At 65.1% G+C, this 22,040-nt stretch carries 15 protein-coding genes; 6 read left to right on the top strand and 9 right to left on the bottom strand.

Annotated elements, in window-relative coordinates:
* Positions 1-51 precede the first annotated feature (51 nt).
* On the bottom strand, positions 52-1,092 hold the full coding sequence (locus tag AC3G2C_RS03790) for a TraB/GumN family protein (protein WP_488383286.1): 1,041 nt from the start codon (positions 1,090-1,092) through the stop codon (positions 52-54).
* 226 nt (positions 1,093-1,318) lie between these two features.
* Between AC3G2C_RS03790 and AC3G2C_RS03785 the strand changes: the two genes are divergently transcribed.
* Positions 1,319-2,287 carry a tetratricopeptide repeat protein gene (locus AC3G2C_RS03785; protein WP_488383285.1) on the top strand — a complete coding sequence of 323 codons (969 nt, stop codon included), beginning with the start codon at positions 1,319-1,321 and terminating at the stop codon, positions 2,285-2,287.
* A gap of 10 nt (positions 2,288-2,297) precedes the next feature.
* Here the strand turns inward: AC3G2C_RS03785 and chrA are convergent, their stop codons facing one another.
* The 6 genes from chrA to AC3G2C_RS03755 form a co-directional block, all read right to left on the bottom strand.
* Complete coding sequence (chrA, locus tag AC3G2C_RS03780; RefSeq protein ID WP_488383284.1) at positions 2,298-3,521, bottom strand: chromate efflux transporter; 1,224 nt, start codon at positions 3,519-3,521, stop codon at positions 2,298-2,300.
* Between the two features lie 517 nt (positions 3,522-4,038).
* Positions 4,039-6,267 carry an NADP-dependent isocitrate dehydrogenase gene (locus tag AC3G2C_RS03775; protein ID WP_488383283.1) on the bottom strand — a complete coding sequence of 743 codons (2,229 nt, stop codon included), beginning with the start codon at positions 6,265-6,267 and terminating at the stop codon, positions 4,039-4,041.
* Between the two features lie 256 nt (positions 6,268-6,523).
* Positions 6,524-9,652, bottom strand: a complete 3,129-nt coding sequence (locus AC3G2C_RS03770; protein WP_488383282.1) for an efflux RND transporter permease subunit — start codon at positions 9,650-9,652, stop codon at positions 6,524-6,526.
* A gap of 260 nt (positions 9,653-9,912) precedes the next feature.
* Positions 9,913-10,428, bottom strand: a complete 516-nt coding sequence (locus AC3G2C_RS03765; RefSeq protein ID WP_488383281.1) for an SLOG cluster 4 domain-containing protein — start codon at positions 10,426-10,428, stop codon at positions 9,913-9,915.
* A 130-nt stretch (positions 10,429-10,558) separates the two neighbouring features.
* Positions 10,559-13,795 (bottom strand): efflux RND transporter permease subunit, encoded by a 3,237-nt coding sequence (locus tag AC3G2C_RS03760; protein ID WP_488383280.1) that lies wholly within the window; start codon positions 13,793-13,795, stop codon positions 10,559-10,561.
* A gap of 147 nt (positions 13,796-13,942) precedes the next feature.
* Entirely contained in the window at positions 13,943-15,205 is a 1,263-nt protein-coding gene (locus AC3G2C_RS03755; RefSeq protein ID WP_488383279.1) for an efflux RND transporter periplasmic adaptor subunit, read from the bottom strand.
* 344 nt (positions 15,206-15,549) lie between these two features.
* On the opposite strand from AC3G2C_RS03755, the gene AC3G2C_RS03750 reads away from it, so the two are divergent.
* Positions 15,550-16,071 (top strand): c-type cytochrome, encoded by a 522-nt coding sequence (locus tag AC3G2C_RS03750; protein ID WP_488383757.1) that lies wholly within the window; start codon positions 15,550-15,552, stop codon positions 16,069-16,071.
* A gap of 47 nt (positions 16,072-16,118) precedes the next feature.
* On the opposite strand, the gene AC3G2C_RS03745 is transcribed toward AC3G2C_RS03750, so the two are convergent.
* The gene (locus AC3G2C_RS03745; RefSeq protein ID WP_488383278.1) at positions 16,119-16,724 is read right to left on the bottom strand and encodes an acyl carrier protein phosphodiesterase; all 606 of its coding nucleotides are present in this window, start codon (positions 16,722-16,724) and stop codon (positions 16,119-16,121) included.
* A 57-nt stretch (positions 16,725-16,781) separates the two neighbouring features.
* Here AC3G2C_RS03745 and AC3G2C_RS03740 point away from each other — a divergent pair, with 57 nt between their 5' ends.
* Together AC3G2C_RS03740 and zapE are read left to right on the top strand one after the other, a co-directional pair.
* A complete protein-coding gene (locus AC3G2C_RS03740) occupies positions 16,782-17,471 on the top strand; it encodes an alpha/beta hydrolase (RefSeq protein ID WP_488383277.1) in 690 nt (229 codons plus the stop codon).
* A gap of 63 nt (positions 17,472-17,534) precedes the next feature.
* Positions 17,535-18,656, top strand: coding sequence for a cell division protein ZapE (gene zapE, locus AC3G2C_RS03735; RefSeq protein WP_488383276.1), 1,122 nt, complete (start codon positions 17,535-17,537; stop codon positions 18,654-18,656).
* A 62-nt stretch (positions 18,657-18,718) separates the two neighbouring features.
* Here the strand turns inward: zapE and AC3G2C_RS03730 are convergent, their stop codons facing one another.
* Positions 18,719-19,573, bottom strand: coding sequence for an alpha/beta hydrolase family protein (locus tag AC3G2C_RS03730; RefSeq protein WP_488383275.1), 855 nt, complete (start codon positions 19,571-19,573; stop codon positions 18,719-18,721).
* A 111-nt stretch (positions 19,574-19,684) separates the two neighbouring features.
* On the opposite strand from AC3G2C_RS03730, the gene AC3G2C_RS03725 reads away from it, so the two are divergent.
* Positions 19,685-20,062 (top strand): peptidase C13, encoded by a 378-nt coding sequence (locus AC3G2C_RS03725; RefSeq protein WP_488383274.1) that lies wholly within the window; start codon positions 19,685-19,687, stop codon positions 20,060-20,062.
* A gap of 147 nt (positions 20,063-20,209) precedes the next feature.
* Complete coding sequence (locus AC3G2C_RS03720) at positions 20,210-22,036, top strand: putative bifunctional diguanylate cyclase/phosphodiesterase (RefSeq protein WP_488383273.1); 1,827 nt, start codon at positions 20,210-20,212, stop codon at positions 22,034-22,036.
* Positions 22,037-22,040 lie beyond the last annotated feature (4 nt).

Below are 22,040 nucleotides of genomic sequence, written 5' to 3'. Positions count from 1 at the left end.
ATCGTTACGCGCGCGACGCTTCAGTCAATGAAGCGTCGCGCCACGTCTGCCTCAGGGCGAGGCCACGCCTTCGGCGTCGCTGCCATCCGGCGCCTCTACCTGGTAGCCCTTGCCCTTGAGGCGAGCGATCAGGCCCTTGGGTGACAGTACCTGCTCCATCGGCAACATGGCGAAGGTCTGCGCGTGCGTGTTGAGCGCCTTTTCGGCCTCGTCGATCCACATCGCCTCGGCTTTCTGCTGCACATCGCTAAAGCCCAGTTGCTTGGCAAAGCCCGCCTCGGTGATGGCGGAGATGCAGGCGTCTCGCACGTCATTCATGGGCAGCTTGCGTAACGCATCGATATCGCCAGTGGCCCATGCGTTGGCACGCTCGGTGATGCGCCCCATATCGCGCTCCACCGTATCCAGCGTGCGACCAAAACACTCGCGATCATCCATGGGCGAGGTCTTGAAGGTCTTCAGCGCACTGCGCGGCTCCTCCACCATCATGGTGTAACGCACCGTGTTAAAGGGCACGTTGTGCTTCTTGGCCAGATCACGCACGGTGTCCTTGACGCCGCCCGATGCGGTCATGCCGTGGCGTTTGATGGCCTTGTCGTACAGCTCCACCGACGCGAAGATCGGGCGCCATTTCTCGATGCTGCTATCGCTGCCCAGGTATTCCTTCTTAAGCACCAGCCAGCGTGCGTAGTCGGGCGCGGGCACCATCTGCTGCAGAGTCTGCCCATCGGGGTTCTTGCGCGCGCCAATCAATGAGGGCAGCAGGAACATCTTGCCGAAGAAGCTCGTCTTGGCCTTGAGCGACGCGGACGGCGGGCCGAGCACCTCCTGTGAACCGGCGATGGCTTGATCCACCTCGTCGGTTTTCCATTCGATGTGCTCGGGCAGGGGCGAGAGCGTACCCAGCACCCACATCACGTGATCGCCCTTGCTCACTTTCCACAGACCCGGGCCAGGCTGCACGCCACTGACCGTCACAGCTTCCAGGTTGGTGACGGCGGCCGTGGATGGCGGCGCGGGCGTGGCGGTCTGCGCCCACGTGGGTGCGGCGAAAGCCAGTGCGATCAAAGCAGCAAACAACGTGGGACGCATGGAGAACTCCATCTCGAAAAGGGCGATCGACGCCCGATTATCCGTCAGTGCCCGGAACTCCACCCGGGCCACCACGGCGACTGTTCATGCGCGCCTTAGGCTTGCCCAGGGGGCGAGACGCACAGGGTCATGACAGCTGTCAGCGCGAAAAGTTGATAAGCCGCTCTGCCGGCGCTTATCGGCGGTTGCCAAGCTAGCGTCGTCAACCCGCCAAGGAAGCCCAGTTATGCGACACCTCAGGATCATGGTCGTCTCCGCCGCCCTCGCCAGCGGCCTGCTCGCCAGCTTGGCCCTGGCCCAATCGCAAGCCGCCGACGCCATGCGCCAGCCCGCCGCGCTGCAGGCGGACGAGCTGTTCTGGAAAACCTTTCATGGCGGCGACTACGCCGCCATCCAGCCCGCCCTGGAGGCCGCCACTGCCGCCTACCTGCGCAACCCCAACGACGCCACCACGGCCGCCCACGTCGGCTGGCTGCACATGTGGCGCGTGTCCGAGCGCCAGCGCCTGGAACGCGCACCGGCCAGCATCACCGATGACCTGGTGCTGGCGCGCAAGTATTTCCAGCGCGCGGTGGACCTGGCTCCGGAGGACGCACGCTTTCGCGGCTTCCTCGCCAGTGCCATGCTCGCCGAAGCGCAGCTCGACCGCGACACCGCGCTGCGTGAACAAGCCGCCGCGCACATGCAGCAGGCGGTAAAGGCGTGGCCCGCATTCAACCTGTTTACCGCGGGCTACGTGGCAAGCCATCAGCCGGCGGACAGCGAGGGCTTCAAGCAGGCGCTGGAACAGCAGTGGCAGAACATGGAAGTGTGCGCGCACACCGCGCTGGATCGCCATGGCGCGAACCTCGATGCGTTCACCCAAGCCATGGCCACCTATCGCGCCGACACGCACGACGCGCGCGCCTGCCGCAACTCCACCGCGGCACCACACAACGAGGAGGGTTTTTTCCTCAACATGGGCGACATGCTCACCAAGTCGGGCGACTGGCAGACCGCGCGCAAGATCTACGCGCTGGCGCAGCACTCATCCGGCTATGCGAGCTGGCCTTATCGGGAGGTGCTGGAGCAGCGCATGCGCGATGCGCAGGCCAATGTGGTCGCGTTCAATGCATCGCTAGCGCCCGGCCAGAAGGCGGCGACGCCGATCATGCTGTCCAGCCGATTCTCCTGCATGGGTTGCCACCAGCAGTGAGTGCGCCGACTCAATGTGCCCATGCGTGCTGCGCCAGGCTGGCCAGCACGCACCACAGCACGGCGACCCAGGCCGGCCTCCGCGCGACGGTAAGCATCAGGAAACCACACACCGCGATCACCACATCGGCCAGGTTGGCCACCGTGCCGGTCCACACCGGGCGATACAGTGCCGCCGCCAACAAGCCCACCACGGCCGCGTTGATCGCCGCCACTGCACGCACGGCCTCCGCGCGCGAGGAAAGTCGCTGCCAGAACGGCAGCACGCCGGCGAGCAGGAGAAAGCCGGGAAGAAAGATCATCAGCAAGGCGAGCAGTGCACCAGCGATGCCACCCTGCCCGTCCATCACCTGGCTGCCCAGGTACGCCGCGAGCGAAAACATTGGGCCCGGCATGGCCTGCGCCGCGCCGTAGCCGGCGAGGAAGCTGCCTTCGCTTACCCAGCCTGGCTCGACCAGGGCCTGGCGCAACCAGGGCAACACCACGTGCCCCCCGCCGAACACTAACGCGCCCGCGCGATAGAACGCCGCACCCACCTGCACATACCACGCACCGTGCGTACCGATGCCCAAGGCAAGCACCAGCAGCAGTGCATAGAGCCAAAGCCAGCGCGACGCGGTGCGCGTGCCATAGCCCATGATCGGCACGGCATCGTGATGCACACCCACGCCACGGCACAGCCACGGCCCGCATGCCGCCGCCACGGCGATGACGGCCAGCTGCATCCAAGCCTGCGACCACCACAGCAAGATCGCGCAAGCGACCACGGCCACCAGGCGACGCGGCGCGTCTGGCGCGAGTGAGCGCCACATGCCCCACACCCCCTGGGCGATCACCACCACCGCCACCAGCTTCAAGCCATGCAACAAGGCCTGGCCCCACGCGCCCTGCAAGTAAGGAGCCCACGCGGCAAAGCCGAGCATCAACAGCGCCGATGGCAGGGTAAAACCGATAAAGGCCGCGATGGCGCCTTTCCAACCGGCGCGCAACAAGCCAATGGCAAAACCCAGCTGACTGCTAGCCGGGCCCGGCAGGAACTGGCAGAGCGCCAGCAACTGGGAGAAACGCGCGTCATCCAGCCATTGGCGGCGTTCCACGAACTCGTGGCGGAAATATCCCAGATGCGCAATGGGCCCACCAAACGAGCGCAGCCCCAACCCGAGAAAGGCCAGCAACACTTCGCCGGCCCGGCCCGGGTGCGCTGGCGCAACGACGTTCTGGGAAGGCGTGGACATGGCGCGCAGGGTAGCGCAGATATCTTGCAGGTCGGTGCTTTGGGGGCGGCTGGTTGTCGTGGCGCGTTGCGGACATGAGGGCTACGGCATGATGGGGCCGCTATGCCGCTAGAACACGAAAGGCACTGGATTCCCGCTTTCGCGGGAATGACGACCGGAGGGGCGAGGCATGTCCAGGATCAACCGTCCGCCGTGCTCATCAAATACAGAGCGACATCTCAGGGGACGATGCCTTTGCCTGTCATTCCCGCGAAAGCGGGAATGCAGCGCCTTCCAACAGCCGAAGAGCTAGTCATCCAGCGCCTTCCAGTAGCCGAACCTGATCACTCAAAAGCGATCAACCATCGTCGGGCCACTCATCCAGCTACCTTGCTAGCGAAGGACTGACCGCGAAAGGTCCTAACTCCACCGGTGAAGGAACGCGTCCAACCTTCAAAGCGAACCCACATCACAGGCCAATCCACGCAAAGAAAAAGGCCGCTTGCGCGGCCTTTTTCTACCTACCTCAACCAAGCAATCAGCCCAGCGTGGCGAGCGCGTCGTTGAAAGTCTGGCTGGGACGCATGGCGCGGCTCACCAACCCCAGGTTCGGGTGGTAGTAGCCCTGGATCTCCACCATCTTGCCCTGGGCGCCGTTCAATTCGCCCACGATCTTCGCCTCGTTCTCGGTGAGCAGCTTGGCGAGCGGCGCGAACTTGGCCTTGAGCGCGGCGTCGTCATTCTGCGCGGCCAGCGCCTGCGCCCAGTACATGGCGAGGTAGAAGTGACTACCGCGGTTGTCCAGTTCACCCACCTTGCGGGCCGGCGACTTGTTGTTGTCGAGGATCTTGCCGTTGGCTTCGTCCAGCGTCTTGGCCAGCACCGCCGCTTCCTTGTTGCCGTAGCGGTTGCCCAGGTGCTCCAGCGAGGCGGCCAGTGCGAGGAACTCGCCCAGCGAATCCCAACGCAGGTAGTCCTCTTCCAGGAACTGCTGCACGTGCTTGGGCGCTGAGCCACCCGCGCCGGTTTCGAACAGGCCGCCACCGGCCATCAGCGGCACGATGGAGAGCATCTTGGCGCTGGTGCCCAGCTCCATGATCGGGAACAGGTCGGTGAGGTAATCGCGCAGCACGTTGCCGGTCACCGAGATGGTGTCCTGGCCCTTGCGGATGCGCTCCAGGGAGAAGCGCGTGGCTTCCTCCGGCGACAGGATGCGGATGTCCAGGCCGCTGGTGTCGTGATCCTTGAGGTAACGCTCGACCTTGGTGATCAGCTCGCGATCGTGCGCACGCGCACTGTCGAGCCAGAACACCGCCGGCGTGCTGGACAGGCGCGCACGCGTCACGGCGAGCTTCACCCAATCCTGGATCGGAGCGTCCTTGGTCTGGCACATGCGCCAGATGTCGCCCGCTTCCACCGACTGTTCGAGCAGCACGTGGCCAGCCTCGTCGGTGACCTTGACCACACCGTCGCCGGTGATCTGGAAGGTCTTGTCGTGCGAGCCGTATTCCTCGGCGGCCTGCGCCATCAGGCCCACGTTGGGCACGCTGCCCATGGTGGACGGATCAAACGCGCCATTCGCCTTGCAGTCCTCGATCACCACCTGGTACACGCCGGCGTAGCAGCGGTCGGGGATCACCGCCTTGGTGTCCTGCAGCTTGCCTTCGGCGTTCCACATCTTGCCGGAGTCGCGGATCATCGCCGGCATCGACGCGTCGATGATCACGTCGCTGGGCACGTGCAGGTTGGTGATGCCCTTGTCGGAATTGACCATCGCCACAGCCGGGCGCTGCGCGTATTCGGCGGCGATGTCGGCGAGAATCTCGTCCTGCTTGGCCTGCGGCAGCGCGCCGAGGCGGGCGTACAGGTCACCGATGCCGTTGTTGGCGTTGAAGCCCACGCTCTTGAGCGTGTCGGCGTGCTTGGCGAGCACGTCCTTGTAGAACTCGTTGACCACGAAGCCGAACATGATGGGGTCGGAGACCTTCATCATCGTGGCCTTAAGGTGCAGCGAGAACAGCACGCCCTGCTGCTTGGCTTCCGCGATCTGCGCGTCGATGAAGGTGGCCAGCGCCTTCTTGCTCATCACGGCGGCGTCGATGACCTCGCCGTCCTTCAGCGCGGTCTTTTCCTTGAGCACGGCGTGGCTGCCGTCCTTGCCGAACCACTCGATCTTGACCGTGGTGGCCTTGGCGACGGTGGTGGACTTTTCGCTACCGTAGAAGTCGCCGCCCTCCATGTGGGCCACGTGCGTCTTCGAATCCTTGCTCCAAGCGCCCATCTTGTGCGGATGCTTGCGCGCGTAGTTCTTCACCGAAAGCGGCGCGCGGCGGTCGGAGTTGCCTTCGCGCAGCACCGGGTTCACCGCGCTGCCCTTGACCTTGTCGTAGCGCGCCTTGACGTTCCAGTCGGCCACGTCCTTGGGCTCTTCCGGGTAATCGGGCAGCGCATAGCCCTGGCCCTGCAGTTCCTTGATGGCGGCCTTGAGCTGCGGCATCGAGGCGCTGATGTTGGGCAGTTTGATGATGTTGGCGTCCGGCGTGGTAGCCAGCTGGCCCAGCTCGGTCAGGTCATCGGCAATCTTCTGGTTGTCCGGCAGGATGTCCGGAAACTGCGCCACGATGCGACCGGCCAGCGAAATATCGCGCGTCTCCACCGCGATGCCGGCGGTGCCGGTAAACGCCTTGACGATGGGCAGCAGCGACTGCGTGGCGAGGTACGGCGCTTCGTCCGTGAGCGTGTAGATGATCTTGGGCGTATTCGACATGGTTTCTTATGACCTCGCTGGCATGACCTAAAGTGGCGGCGCGCCCAAGGCGGGCTGCGTGCGCGCGGAGCGCCCGTGGCGCCCAAGCGAATTCACATGGGGCCGAAAGGCGCGAACCAAACCCCCTTATTGTCGCGATTTCGCGGAGGGCTAGGAAGCGCAACGACCAACCATGCGTAACGGTATGGGCCCAAAGGGCATTTCCCGCGTCCGTCGGGCCGGTCATGCCGGCAGCGACGCGTCGGGAACGACGCGCTTAAGCGCCTTCGGCGGCCGGCAGGGCTCGCCCCTTGCGGTGACGCGCGCGCCACGCCTGCCAGCGATCAGACAGGCAGGAGAAGATCACATACAGCGCAGGTGTGCTGAGCAGGGTCAGGCTCTGCGAGATGAGCAGGCCGCCGATGAGTGCGATACCCAGCGGGCGACGCAGGTCGGAGCCTTCGCCCAGGCCCACCGCGATGGGCACAGCGGCGAGAATGGCGACCATGGTGGTCATCATGATGGGGCGGAAGCGCACCATGCTGGCCTCGTAGGCGGCATCTTGCGGAGAAAGGCCGCGCTCGCGGCGCGCCACCAGCGCAAAGTCGATCATCATGATGGCGTTTTTCTTGACGATGCCGATGAGCAGCACCAGCGCGATCTGCGCGATCACCGATAGATCGGTGTTGGTGAGCCATAGCGCGGCCAGCGCGCCCACGCCTGCCGCGGGCAAGGTGGAGAGAATGGTGACGGGGTGGATCAGGCTTTCGTACAGCATGCCCAGCACGATATAGACCGTAACGACCGCGCCAAGCAGTAACCACAGCATGCCGCTCTGCGACTGCTGGAAGCGGCGAAAGTCGCCACCGATGTTGATGCGGATATTGCCGGGCAGGCGCATTTGCGCGCCGGTCTGCTGGATGATCTGCAAGGCCTCGCCCATGCTCACGCCGGGTGCGAGGTTGAAGCTCATGCTCATGATGGTGTACTGGTTTTCGTGCGTGATCTGGGTGGGCGCCAAGCCCGGTTGCTGACGCGCGAAGGCGGTAAGCGGCACCATCTTGCCGCTGTTGCTGGCCACGTAGATTGCATCGATGGCGGCGGGCGTGGCGGTTTGGTTGGGCAGCGCGTTCACCACCACTTTGTACTGGTTGAGGTCGGAGTAGATCGTGCTGATCTGGCGCTGACCAAACGCGTTGTACAGCGCGCCATCGATGGTGCCGATGCCTACGCCAAGGCGCGCGGCCTTGTCGCGATCGATCACGATGTTCTGTTGCAGGCCGGCATCGTCAATGTCACTGCCGACGTCCTTGAGCTTAGGGTTTTTCTTCAGCTCGGCGACCAGTTTGGGTAGCCACTCTTGCAGTTCGAGCGGGTCGTCGCCTTGCAGGGATACCTGGTATTGCGCGCCCTGGCTGGTGCCGCCACCGCCGCCGAAGCTGGGCAGATCCTGGATGGGGCGCAGGCGCACGTTGAGGTCGGGGTAGCGCGATGCCTTGGCGCTCAAGCGCGCGAGCACGGTGAAGGTGTCGTCCTTGCGGCCTTCGGCGTGGGTTTTCAGTTCAATGTCGAACGTGCCGGAGGCGCCTTGGCGGCTACTGCCCAAGCGCGAGCCGACACGGGCGACGTCGTGATCCTTAAGCAGCATGTCGATAAGGCGCTGCTGGCGCGCCACGGCGTCTTGAAACGACACGGTGGCGCCGGAGGTGGCTCGGCCGCGGATGAGGCCGGTGTCCTGCTGCGGGAACAAGCTGGCCTTGACCTGGCCGAACAGCAGCACGGTGATGACGATGAGCGCCAGCGGCGTAAGCGCAAAGGCGAGTGCATGCTTGATGGAGAATTTAAGCGCACGCGAGTACACAGCCAGCATGCCGGCCTGGAATTTCTCCAGTGCAATGCCCACGCGGGTGGTGGGTTTGTCCTCTTCGTGGCTGCTGAGGAACTGGCCGCACAGCGAGGTGGTGAGCGTGAGCGACACGATGGCGGACACGATGATCGCCGCCACCAGTGTGATGGTGAACTCTTTGAAGAACAGGCCCGTAATGCCGCTCATGAATAGCAGCGGGATGAATACGGCCACCAGCGAGGCGGTGATGGAGACAATGGTGAAGCCGATCTCTCGCGCGCCAGCCAGCGCCGCCTCCATGCGCGTCATGCCTTGATCGATGTGGCGCACGATGTTTTCGATCACCACAATCGCATCGTCCACCACGAAGCCAATGGCGATCACCAGCGCCAACAAGGTGAGGTTGTTGAGCGTAAAGCCCAGGATGTACATGACAGTAGCGGCACCGGCCAGCGACAACGGCACGGCAGCGGTGGCGATAAGCGTGGGCGCCAGGCGACGCAGGAAGATCGCCATGGTCATCATCACCATGGCAAGGCTGATGAGCAGCGTGGCCTGCACCTCGTGCAGCGAGGCGCGGATGGTGGGCGTGCCGTCGAAATACGGCGTGAGCGTGGTGCCCGGCTGCAGGTAGTTGCGCAGCAAGGGCACGGCCGCCTTGACGCGATCCACCGTGCCGATGATGTTGGCGTTGGACTGCCGATACACGTACATGAGGATGGCAGGCTTACCCTGGAACCAGGCCGCCTGGTATGCGTCCTGCGTGCCGTCGTAGACCTTGGCCACATCGGACAGGCGCACCGGCACGCCCTTGTTGGAGGCGATGACCAGGCTGGCAAAGTCTTGCGCGTTGTGCAGCGAATCATTGGCCGTGACCGCCATGGTGGTTTTGCCGTCGCTGAGGAAACCTTGCGGCGAAGTCACGTTGGCGGCGGTGAGCGCGTTGCGCAGCTGGTCGGGCGACAGACCCAGCGCGTTGAGCTGGCGCAGGTTTACGTCTACACGGATGGCGGGCGTGGCGGCGCCGAGGATATCGACCTCCGACACACCGTCGAGCTGGCGCAGACGCTGCGCGAGCAGGGTGTCGGCCACATCGTAAAGATCGCGCGCCGATTGCGTGTCGGAGGTGAGTGCGAACGCGATGATGGGGTCGTCGTTGGGGTTGGCCTTTTGGTAGCTCGGCGGTGCATTGAGGCCGCTGGGCAGATCGGACTGCGCGGCGTTGATGGCCGCCTGCACGTCGCGTGCGGCCGAATCGAGGTTGCGGCCGGTTTCGAACATGAGGAACACCTGGGTGCTGCCCAACGAGCTGGACGAGCGCATGGTGTCGATGCCGGGCACCTGGCCCAGGTGGCGCTCCAACGGCGCGGCCACGGTGGAGGCCATGGTGCTGGCGCTGGCGCCGGCCTGGCTGGCCTGCACGAAGATCACCGGAAACTGCATGTTGGGCAGCGCGGCCACGCCCAGCAGCAGGTAGCAGATCAAGCCGACCGCGAACACGCCTATCGCCAGCAGGGAGGTACCGATGGGGCGGCGAATGAAGGGGCCGGAGATGTTCATACCGTCAGGAAGCCAGCAGCAACGCGCGAAACGCGGAGGTATTCAGAAGAACCGAGCGCCACATTCGGGCACACGCACGAGGGAACGTATATACCGCACATTGACTAATGAACGCATGACGGCGCGATTGGTTGATGCCGCCAGGGCGCGGCTCACGAGCTGAATGCAGTCATATCGTCCCCGCGACGGCGCAGCCGCCGAGTGATCAAGCCTTTGAAAGCAAAGGCGTGAGCTGACCCGCTGTGCGCCAGCATGGATGTCTATAGACGCACCAGGCCAAGCGACGTGACATGCGCCTCAAGCTCCGCGACGCTGCCCCACGGCAGGATCGGCGAGTTGCCGCGTTCGTCAGGCGGGTTCTGTAGCAGGCTGTCGGACCATCCACCGCAACCGGTGAGCGGCAGCAGCGGGCGATGATGCAGCCAGGCCAGGCACACCTCGGAGATGGTGCCCGCGCGACCGCCGATCACCAGGCAGGCATCGCCGGCCAGCGCCATCATGAGGTTGCGCGCATCGCCCATGCCACAGGGAATGACCACGGTGGCGGGCCAATCCGCGGCCGGCATGGTGTCAGCGGGGATGATGCTGACCACGGTGCCGCCAGCATCCACGGCGCATTGCGCGGCATGTCGCGTCGCCGGGCTGCCGCAGCCGCTCACCACGGTGATGCCGGCCTGCGCGAGCCAACGACCGGCCTGACCGGCCAGCTCGTAGGCGGCGGAGCCAGGCTCGGCGCTGCCGAGCACGCATACCTGGGGATTTCGAGCATTGCTCATGCCGTTACCTCTCGAATGGATGGACGGCCGAATGCACGACCATCGACAACACCGAAAGGGGCGCGCCGTGACGGCCGCGCCCCTTCGTGGTGGAGCCGGAGCCCGGCATGCGCCGGGCGTCCGTGCGACATTACATGGCGCCCCTGGTCTGGGCATGGGCCAGCGCGCGACGTTCGCGACGCTCGCGCAGCCAGTCGGAGAACCGCTCCATGTACAGGTAGATCACCGGGGTGGTGTACAGGGTGACCAACTGCGACAGCAGCAGACCGCCGACGATGGACACGCCCAGCGGACGACGCAGCTCCGCGCCGATGCCGTTGCCCAAGGCCAGCGGCAGTGCACCGAGCATGGCGGCGGCGGTGGTCATCATGATCGGACGGAAGCGCAGCAGGCAGGCGCGGCGAATGGCTTCGTGCGGCTTCATGCCTTCGCGCTGCGCCTCGATGGCGAAGTCGATCATCATGATCGCGTTTTTCTTCACGATACCGATGAGCAACACGATACCCACGATGCCGTCCACCGACAGGCTCATGCCGCACATGATCAGCGCGAGCAGCGCACCCACGCCGGCCGGCGGCAGGGTGGAGATGATGGTCAGCGGGTGGATGTAGCTCTCGTACAGCACGCCCAGCACGATGTAGATCACCACGATGGATGCGATGAGCAACAGCACTTCGTTGGTGAGCGAGGTGGAGAACTCCGCCGCCTTGCCGATGAACTGGCCACGCACCTGCGGCGGGAAGTTCAACTTCTGCTCTACCTCGTGGATGGCCTTGACCGCTTCGGAAAGCGAGTATCCCGGTGCGAGGTTGAACGAGATGGTCACGGCCGGCAGCTGCTGCTGGTGACTCACCACCAGCGGCGCCGTGGTGACCTCGGCGGTGGCCAGCGAGGCGAGCGGAATGGTGCCGCCCGCGCCAATGACAACGCCGGTGTTGGCCACGCCCAGGCCCGTGCTGGTGGAGGAGTTGCTTGACGCCACCTGGCCGAACGCGGTGGCGTTGCTGCCGGTGAGCGCGCCGCTGCCGTTGCTCTTCACGGTGAGCTGGTTGAGCAAGGCGGTGCTGCTGCGGAACTGGGGCGCCACCTCCAGCACTACGCGGTACTGGTTGAGCTGGGTGAAGATGGTGGAGATCTGGCGCTGACCGAACGCGTCATACAGCGTGTCGTCGATGGTCTGCACCGGCACGCCCAAGCGGCTGGCTTTTTCGCGGTCGATGGTGAGCTTGAGCGAGGAGCCCTGATCGGCGAGGTTGTTGTCCACGTCGGCCAACTCGGCACGCTCGCGCAACGCCTGGGTCATCTGGTTGGCATAGGTGGAGAGCTCGGCCGAGTTCACATCCGACATGGAGTACTGGTACTCGGTGGCCGACACGCGGCTGTCCAGCGTTACGTCCTGCACGGGCTTGAGGTACAGCGCCACGCCCGGAATGTCGGCGGCTTCTCTCTGCAAGCGCGCCACTACTTCGTCCAGGCCGTCGCGGTCGCCGCGATCCTTCAGCACGATGCTGAGCTGGCCTTGGTTGAGCGTGGGGTTGATGGAGCCGGCGCCGATGAAGGCGGCCACACCCGTTACGGCCTTGTCGCGGCGCAGAGCCTCGGCCACGGCCTTGGTGCGCTGCTCCATCTGCGGGAAGGCGACGTTTTGGTCGGCCTGCACCACACCGGTGATCAGGCCGGTGTCTTGCTCGGGCAGCAGGCCCTTGGGGATCACGATGTACAGGAACACCGTGACCACCACGGTGGCACCAGCAACCAACATGGTGAAGCGCTGATGGGCGAGCACCCAGTCCAGCGAACCTTCGTACACGTTGACCAGGCGGCTCCACCAGGTTTTCTTGCCGGCAGCGGCGTGGCGCTCGTGAGCATCGTCGCCCTCGGGCAGCGCGTCGGGCTTGAGCAGGTAGGCGCACATCATCGGCGTCAGCGTCAGCGACACCAGCATGGAGATCGCCACCGCAATGGTGAGCACCCAGGCGAACTCATGGAACAGGCGGCCGGTGACGCCGGGCATCAAAAGCAGCGGCAGGAACACGGCGATCAGCGATACCGTCAGCGACAGCACGGTAAAGCCGATCTCCTTGGCGCCGATCTCGGCCGCTTCTTTGCCGTCTTTGCCCTGCTCGATGTAGCGCACGATGTTTTCGATCATCACGATCGCATCGTCCACCACGAAGCCGGTGGCGACGGTCAGCGCCATCAGCGAGAGGTTGTCCAGCGACATGCCGGTGAAGGCCATGACGCCGAAGGTACCCATCAGCGACAGCGGCACCGCCACCGACGGAATCACCGTGGCCCAGAGGCGGCGCAGGAACACGAAGATCACCGCCACCACCAGGCAGATGGTGAGGATCAGGGTGAACTGCACGTCCTCCACGGAGGCGCGAATGGTGATGGTGCGATCGGCGAATACATCCAGGTGCACGTCGGCCGGCAACACGGCACGCAGCTGCGGCAGGATGTTCCGAATCTGCTCCACCGTCTGCACGATGTTGGCGCCGGGCTGGCGACGAATATCGAGCAATACGGCAGGCTTGCCATTGGCCCAGGCGGCAAGCTGGTCGTTTTCTACGCCATCGACCACGGTCGCTACGTCGGACAGGCGCACGGGCGCGTTGTTCTTGTAGGCGATGATGGTGTTCTTGTAATCGGCCGCGTCGGCCAACTGGTCGTTGGTGCCGATGCTGTAGGACTGGGTGGCGCCGTTGAGCGTGCCCTTGGGCGCGTTGACGTTGGCCTCGGTGAGCGCGCTGCGCACGTCTTCCATGGTGAGGCCGAGGTTGGCCAGCTGCGACGGGTTCACCTGTACGCGCACGGCGGGGCGCACGTTGCCGGCGATGGACACCAGGCCCACGCCCTGCACCTGCGAGAGCTTCTGCGCCAGGATGGAGTCGGCGTAGTTGTTCACATCGCGCAGCGGCAAGCTGTCGGAGGTGAGCTTGAGCGTGATGATGGGCGCATCAGCCGGGTTCACGCGGTTGTACACGGGCGGGTACGGCAGCGTGCTGGGCAGCGTGCCGCGCGCCTGGTTGATGGCCGCTTGCACGTCCTGCGCGGCGATGTCGATGTCACGATCCATCGCGAACTGCAGCACGATGGTGGACAAGCCCGCCGACGAGTCGGAGGTCATCATGCTCAGGCCGGAGATCTGGCCGAAGTTGCGCTCCAGCGGCGTGGTCACCAGCGAGGCCATGGTGGAGGCGCTGGCACCCGGGTATTGCGTGGTCACGACCAGGCTGGGCGCGTCGATTTCCGGCAGCGCCGACACCGGCAGTTGGCGGTAACCGAGGATGCCGAGCAACAGCACCGCCACCATCAACAGCGAGGTGGCGATTGGCCGGCGAATAAAGAGTGTGGAGAAGCCCATAGGTATGCCGTCTATAAGTGGCTGTCAGCTCGCCCAGGCGATCCGGCAAAGGAGGGCCCGTAGCCGCGGCGATGCTTCATGCGTGCGCCGCTGTGCTCTGGGGCGCGGCGACCGTTGGGTCGCGCGCCCCTTGTCCTGCGTCCGTGCTTAGCCGCGGCGACCGCCGCCGCCCTGCTTGGCCTGCTTCTTGGCCTTGTCCATCTCGGCCGCGGTGGGCGCTGCCGGCACTTCACCCGGCTTGAGCGCCTTGACCTTGCTGCCCGGCTTGAGACGGAACTGGCCTTCGGTGACCACTTGTTCGTTGAGCGCCAGGCCCGAACCGATCATCACATGGCTGTCGCCCACTTCACCGGCGACCTTCACCGGCTGCATCTTCACCGTCTGGTCTTGCTGCACGAGGTACACGTAGTCGCCATCGGGGCCACGCTGCACCGCCTGCGCCGGAATCACCAGGCCGCCGGCCACGGTGCGCACTTTCAGGCGCACGTTGACGAACTGGCCCGGCCACAGGTCGCCCTTGGGGTTCTGGAACACCGAGCGCAGCTTGAAGGTGCCGGTGGTGGTGTCGATCTGGTTGTCGATCACGTTGAGCTGACCATCGTCGGCGATGGTGTGTGCGTCGGCGCGATCGAGCGCCAGCACTTCCAACGGGTCGCCGCCGCTGGCTGCCTTGCGTACCATTTCCAGGTTCTGCTCGGGCAGGTTGAAGGTCACGTAGATCGGGTGAATCTGGGTCAGCGTGACCACGGCGGTGGTGGTGGTGACCACGTTGCCCGGGTCCACGTTGCGGATGCCCGCCACGCCGTCGATCGGCGAGACGATGCGGGTGAAGTCGAGGTTGACCTTGGCCGAGCGCACCGCGGCCTTGTCGGCGGCCACGCTGGCGGACAGGTTGGCCACGGTGTTGCGATAGGTATCCATGTCGAGCTGGGCCACATAGCCCTTGGCCACCAGCGCCTCATTGCGCTTGAGCGTGCTCTGGGCGGTGGCGAGCTGGGCCTCGTCCTGCTGCTGCTTGGCCACGGCCTGGTCGTAGGCGGCCTGGAAGGTGCGCGGATCGATCTGCGCGAGCAGGTCGCCCTTCTTCACTTCCTGGCCTTCCTTGAAGTTGATGCTGAGCATCTGGCCGCTCACCTGCGGGTTCACGGTGACGGTGTTGAGCGCCTGTACGGTGCCCAGCGCGGTCAGGTAGACCGGCACATCCTGCTTGACCACGGATTCCACGGTGACCGGCACCGGTGGCGTGTCCTGGCCGTTCTGATCGCCTGACTTGCCCGCCCCACCATGTTGACCGCGACTCTGCCCCTGCGCCCCATCCTCGGCGCCCGGCTTATGCAGCAGACGGAAGCCCACGGCTCCCACCACGATCACGACCACAACGGTCAGCGCGATCTTCCAAAAACGCGACATGAAAAACTCCCAGAAAAAGACGGCGGGCCACCCGACCCCACCGGCGCGCTCACGCGCCTGACTTGTACGTCGAGTGAAAGGATAGGGGCAGTTCAACGAAATTGGACAATGCCAGTTGACATGGGTGCCCCATGACCGATGGCAGGGTTTTGTGAGGTTATCCCGTCAAAATGACGAAATAAGTTTGAAATCAGCGTTCTCCGTGAGTTCCCGGGGCAGCGACAAAGCGCCCTGAAAACTCCTGCTGGCTTCGTCTATACTCGGCGAATTGTTGTCTGAACCAAAGCCCAACCCCGGTCGAAAGACCATCCATTAGATTATGGAGTGATTGCGTGAGCGGTTCCCTGACCAAGTCCGACCAGAGTTTCATGCGCAGCTTCTCGCTGCTGATCGCGGGTCTGAGCGTGTTGACGCTGCTGCTGATCGGCGGCGCATGGTGGATTTACGACAACGAGCCCAAGGAAACCAATCCGCAGGCTACCCAGCAGGTGGCCCAGCGCATCGCGCCGGCCGGCGCGGTGTATGCCGGCGACACCGGTCGCGCCGCCATGCAGGCCGCGCAAGAGGCTGCCGCCAAGGCCGCTGCCTCGCAGGTCGCCTACGGCGGCAGCACCGATGGCAAGACCATCTACGACAACCTCTGCCACAGCTGCCACACGGCGGGCGTGGCTGGCGCGCCCAAGCTGGGCGACAAGTCCAACTGGGGTCCACGCATCGCCCAAGGTCTGGACACCTTGGTCAAGCATGCCGTCGATGGCTACAAGGGCCCGGATGGCAACATGATGCCGGCCAAGGGCGGCAACCCGGCCCTGACCGAAGAGCAGGTCAAGAACGCCGTGCACTGGATCGTGGACCAGGCGAAGTAAGCCTTACCCTCACCCCAAAAGAGCCGCCCTTGAGGCGGCTTTTTTGCTCACACGGCCAGATGCGGCGCGCTCTGGGTGTCGATCCAGTGGCGGGCAAAGCCCTGCAATTGCGGGAAGAACACCTCGAAATGGGCCTGCAGTGGCCGCTCCAAACCAGCCAGCACCGGCATGGCCTCACCGACCGGGTTGCTGCGCCGCAGGCGCCGGGAAATGCCATCCAGCGCAGCCGCCAGTTCTTCCGGGCGGGCGTAGCCGGCCGGCAGGGCATGCGCCTCCATGTAACGGCGAAAGCGCAGTAAATCCGGGGGCAACAAGGCGGCGTGGCGATCCAGCAACTCGCGCACGCCGCGCGAATACAGCTCCAGCCCGCGAGTGCTCCAGCGCGGAAATTCGCGCGCCAGCAGGTGATCGAACCACATGTCGAGCAGGATGCCGCCATAGCGCCGATACGGTGCGGGCAGCAGCGCGCGGGCCGCGGCTACCTCGGGGTGCTGGTCGGTATACACGTCGATGGCCCGATGCAGGCGAATACCTGCAATGACCCGCGCGGGCAGCGCTGGGTCAGGCGTGCCGTGCACGAAATCGCCCATGAGACCACCCAGTTGCAGCGCCTCGTCGTCGCCCGCGAGCAGGGTGTGGGCCAGGTGATTCACGCCCACCCCCGAGGCCGGTCCGACCGGCCACCCCACGTGGCGGTTATCATCGTGTGCATGAATCCTGTCACCTTACCCACCCAGCCTGAGCAATTTCCCGAGCAGGCCACCAGCTTCGCGCTGGAAGGCCCGGCCGGCAAGCTCGAAACGATCACCGACGTCGCCATTCCCGAGGACGCTCGCCGCGGCACCGCCGTTATCTGCCATCCGCATCCGCTGCAGGGCGGCACCATGCACAACAAGGTGGTGACCATGGTGGAGCGCTCGCTGCGCGAATCGGGCCTGGATACGGTGCGCTTTAACTTTCGCGGCACGGGGGAGTCCGAAGGTAGTTACGACCACGGCAACGGCGAGGGTGACGACCTGGCGGCCGTCGTGGCCTGGGTGCGTCACGTGCGCCCGCACGACGCGCTGTGGCTGGCGGGCTTCTCCTTTGGCAGCTACGTTTCCATCCGCAATGCCGTGCGCCTCCATGCCGATGCCTTGATCAGCATCGCCCCGCCCGCCGGTCGCTGGCCTTTCGAAGGCTTCGCATTGCCCAGCAGCCCCTGGCTGGTGGTGCAAGGCGAAGAGGACGAAGTGGTGGACCCGCAGGCCGTGTTCGACTGGATCGATGGCATGGAGCGCAAGCCCGAGCTGGTACGCATGCCCGAGACCAGCCATTTCTTCCATCGTCGCCTGATGGACCTGCGTGGTGTGGTCAAGCACGCCATCCAGCCTTGGCTGCCCCCGCTGCGTCAGGACTGACGCCCCGATTTCGCCCGACCCGGCGCCCGCTCCAAGCCGGCGCCCCGAGAAAGTGTCGTACCCATGAGTGATACACCGCAGCTCGCGCCGAGTGCGCGCTACCTCGAAGGCGTCCAGGCCCACCGCTGGGAGGCCGACCCCGCGCAGCAGGCGCTGTTGCCGGAATTCGACCGCATGCACGCCGCGCTATGCGCCAGCGCCGGCCAGAGCAACGGCGGCGGCCTGTTCGGGCGGATCAAGTCGCTGCTCGGCAACGAAACGCGCGAGGCCGTGCCGGGCTTGTACCTGTGGGGCAGCGTGGGGCGCGGCAAAACGTTCCTGATGGACCTGTTCGTCGCCAGCCTGCCGCATGGCGTGGCGCTGCGCCGGCACTATCACCGCTTTATGGGCGAGGTGCATGAGCAATTGCGTGCACTGGGCGAACGCCAGGACCCGCTGCTGGATGTCGCCGCCAACCTCGCCGCGCGCTGCCGGGTACTGTGCTTGGATGAGTTCCTGGTGAACGACATTGGCGATGCGATGATCCTGGGCACCTTGCTGCAGGCACTGTTCGATCGCGGCGTGACGCTGGTGACCACCTCCAACACCGCACCGGCCAACCTGTACAAGGATGGCCTGCAGCGCGCGCGTTTCCTGCCTGCCATTGCGCTGATCGAAACGCGTTGCCACGTGGTGCAGATGATTTCCGCGCGCGACTGGCGCCTGCGCGCCCTCACCCAGGCGCCGGTGTACCACACACCGCCCGGCGCGGAAGCGGAACGCGCGCTGGCGCGCATCTTTGCCAGCCAGGCGGAAGGCACGGTGGAAGACGGTGGCGAGATCGTGCTCAACGACCGCGCCATTCCGCTGCGCAAGCGTGCGGAGAATATTCTGTGGTTCGAGTTCGCCGCGCTGTGCGAAGGCCCGCGTGCGGTGTCCGATTACATCGAGCTGGCCAAGGCCGGCCCGGCAGTAATCGTATCCAACGTGCCGCAGTTCACGGTGTACTCGGAAGACCCCGCACGCCGCTTCGTATTGCTGGTGGACGAGTTCTACGACCGCCGCGTCAAGCTCATCCTGTCCGCCGCTGCCCCCATCACCGAGCTGTACGATGGCGAGCGCCTGCGTGCGGAGTTCGGGCGCACCGAGTCGCGCCTGATCGAGATGCAGAGCGAGGAGTATCTCGCCAGCCCGCACTTGCCTTGAGGTCGCTCGCGGCGTGCCACGCAAGCGTTGGCACACCGCATTTGCGCCACCTCATCGCATGCCTACTTGCTGCGTACTTGCACGTCGGTCAGCGCGGGCGGCGTACCGCAGCGCCCCGCGCGCAAGCCGCCCAGAAACGCATGGGTGAGCGCGAGCGTCGCCGCTTCGGTGCGGCTGGATGTGCCGCGCCCTGCGAAGTTCATGTGCGTGCTGCCATCGATCACGCCCAGCCAGTGGCAACCCGCCCCCAACCCGTCGAAGGCTTGCGTGCGCCAACGGTAATCACCATCCAGGCCGCCATCCTGCGTACCGGTGATCAGCAACATGGGCGCATGGATGGGCGCCCATGCGCCCTCGGGAAACACCCGGCCCGGGCCTTCGGGCGACAAGGCCACATAGGCATCGAAGCCACCTTCGCCCTGCACGCCGAGCCGATTGTGCGCACCGGCCTCCAACATCACTGTTACCGCGCCCATGGAGTGACCGAGTAACACGCGATAGGGCGCATGGCAGCGTTGCTCGGCCCATTGGCGGGCGGCATCGATATCCATGAAGCGGGCGCGGTACGCGTCGGCATCGGTAACCAGCGCGCCCACTCCGTCCTTGATGTTGCGTTGCGCGCGAATATCCGCGAACAACGGCGCCGCGCCGCTTTCGTGATGTCCCATCACGATCACTCGCCATCCATCAGCGCGCAGCCCGTTGGCCAAATAGCCATAGCCGCGTTCGCTGCCACCGGCACCGTGCGAGATCAACGCCAATGGAGGGCAGGAGTTTGCGGCATTCGTAGGTTCATACACCTCCAGCGGTGTCATTGCGCCATCGGCGCGTGGCACCTGCACCGCGTCGGCCGCGCCTGCGAGGCCGGCCCAAGCCCATAGCATCCACCACAGCAGCATCCGTCCCGACGTACGCATACGTGTCTCCCACGGAGGACCAGGCGCCACACTAATCGCCGGAAAGCGCTGCGTCATCCCTGCACGAGACACAACTGGTAAGTTCACGGCCTTCGATCCACGGGAGTCACCATGTCCATCCTGCTTGCCCTTGCCCTGCAGCTGAGCCCCGGCGCGAGTCCGGATTTCCACGCGCGCGTTACCCAAGCCAAGCTGGCCGAAGGTGCCGCCAGCGGCCCCGCCTACCAAAAGCAGATGTGGGATCGCATCGGCAACCCCACCACCGACGCCTACAAGTCGTGCATTGCCAGCAACACGCCCGCCGACAAGTCGCCCTTTACCCTGGTAGCGGACGTGCAGAGCGACGGCCGCCTGGCGCGCATCGAGGTGCAGCCGCAGACGGCAGTGGCCAAGTGCATGGCCGGGCAGTTCGCCAGCTGGACGCTGCCTGCGCCACCGGCCCAGCCGGTGCCCTACCCGGTCGAGATCGATTTCAGCGTAAAGAAATAGCCGATTCGGCCGATTTGTTAAGCGAAGGAACGCCCATGGCTGGCCACTGATGGCCTTCCATTTGTGGCATTGCGGGCCATGACATCGCTGAAGTAGCCTCCAAGCGCTTGGGGATGTAACGCCGTTCCAATCAGGGGTGAACACGCGATGCATACGACCATCGAGCCGGATCTGGCCCAGGATGAGGCCAGGTCATCGGCCACCGCGCCTGCCGTCGACCGGGCGACTTCTTCGGTTTCTCCGGAAGGCTTTGCCGTTCCCGGCTTCGATGCCGTGGTACGTATGGTCACGCGCTCCTTGAACGTGCCGCTCGTGTCGCTGGTGCTCCACAGCGGCACCGCCTATTGGTTCGCCGACGGCGCCGAACTGCCCAGTCACCATCCACGCGCGCTGCATCCCTTGCACTTGGAGGCCGCGCGTACGCCCAAGGCCAACGTGGTGCTCGACACCCTGCACGATGATCGCTTTCGCGACGCGACGCTGGGCCTGGCGGCGGGCCCCGGCCCGGTTCGCTTTTTCGCCAGCGAACCGGTCTACACCCTCACCGGGCAGCAGATCGGCGCGCTGTGCGTGATGGACCTGGCGCCACGCTCCGAACTCAATGAGGCCGAACAAGTGGCGCTGCGCGATGCGGCCTCGTTGGTGGGCGCGGGCGTGGTGCTTCGCAGTTATCTCGGCCGCACCGACCCTATCACCCAGTTGCCGCATCGTTTCGCCTTTTTCGACGACCTGCGTCGCCATCTGCATGAGCGCATGCCACATGCGTGGGTCATCGCCATCGACGTGGCGCCGGCGCAGCGCTTCAACGCGTTCACGCGCGCCATGGGTCACGCCTACGCGGATGAACTGATGCGCGCGGTGGCCTATCGCGTGATGAACTGGGTGCCGCCGGAAACCAGGCTCTATCAGGTAGGCACCACCCGCTTCGCCATTGTGTTGCCGGAACAGCACTCGCTGGCCGACCCTACCTGCCTGGATGAATTGGTAGCGCGCCTGCGCGAGCCGTACGACTGCCTGGGCATTCCGCTCACCATCCAGCCGGGCGTGGGCCTGCTGAAGATCGACATGAGCCACCTGCGCGGGGGCGATCCCTTGCGACTGGTGATCAACGCCTCGTTCGCTGCCCAGCACAGCGTGCGCGGCTGGGCTGTCTACGATCGCCAGCAGGATGAGCAGCAGCGGCAGGAGTTTTTCCTCGTTACCGAATTGGCTGCGGCACTTACCGAGCGCGCCGAGCTGGATCTGCACTACCAACCGCGCATCGACCTGGATAGTGGACGCTGCGTGAGCGTGGAGGCACTGGCGCGCTGGCAGCACCCTACCCTGGGCATGATCCCACCCAGCCAGTTTATCGCCCTGGCCGAACGCGCCGGCTTGATGCGCACCTTGACCCAATGGGTGCTCGAACACAGCGTGGCGCAACTGGCGCGTTGGCGTCGGCAGGGCCTGGATATCAAGCTGTCGCTCAACGTATCCAGCACGGACCTGGGCGCGGACTTGGTGAGCCGCGTGCAGGCCGTGGCCGAGGAACACAAGATCGGCCTGGATGCCCTGGAGCTGGAGTTCACCGAAAGCACGCTGATGGAGCACAGCGCCACCACGCGCCGCCACCTTACCGCGCTGCGCCAGTTGGGCGCAGGCATCGCCATCGACGATTTCGGCACCGGCTACAGCAACCTCGCCACGTTGCGGCAAATGCCAGCCACGAGCTTGAAGATCGACCAGTCGTTTGTACGCGGCATGGGCACCAGCCAACACGATGAAGCCATCGTGCGCTCGGTGGCGGAGCTGGCCCGAAGCCTGGGCTTTCGCGTGGTGGTGGAGGGTGTGGAAACCCAGCAGTTGTACGACAGCGTGTTGGGCATGGCCTGCGACGAGGCGCAAGGCTTCCACATTGCGCGCCCGATGCCGGCCGATGAATTGCCCGCGTGGCTAGCTAGCCACGGCACGCTGCCCTCGCGCAGTTGGCGTTGAAAGA

This window comes from Frateuria sp. sgz306004 (assembly GCF_057750885.1).
The sequence above is the reverse complement of the archived record's forward strand: the minus strand, read 5'-3'. Positions and strand labels throughout refer to the sequence as shown.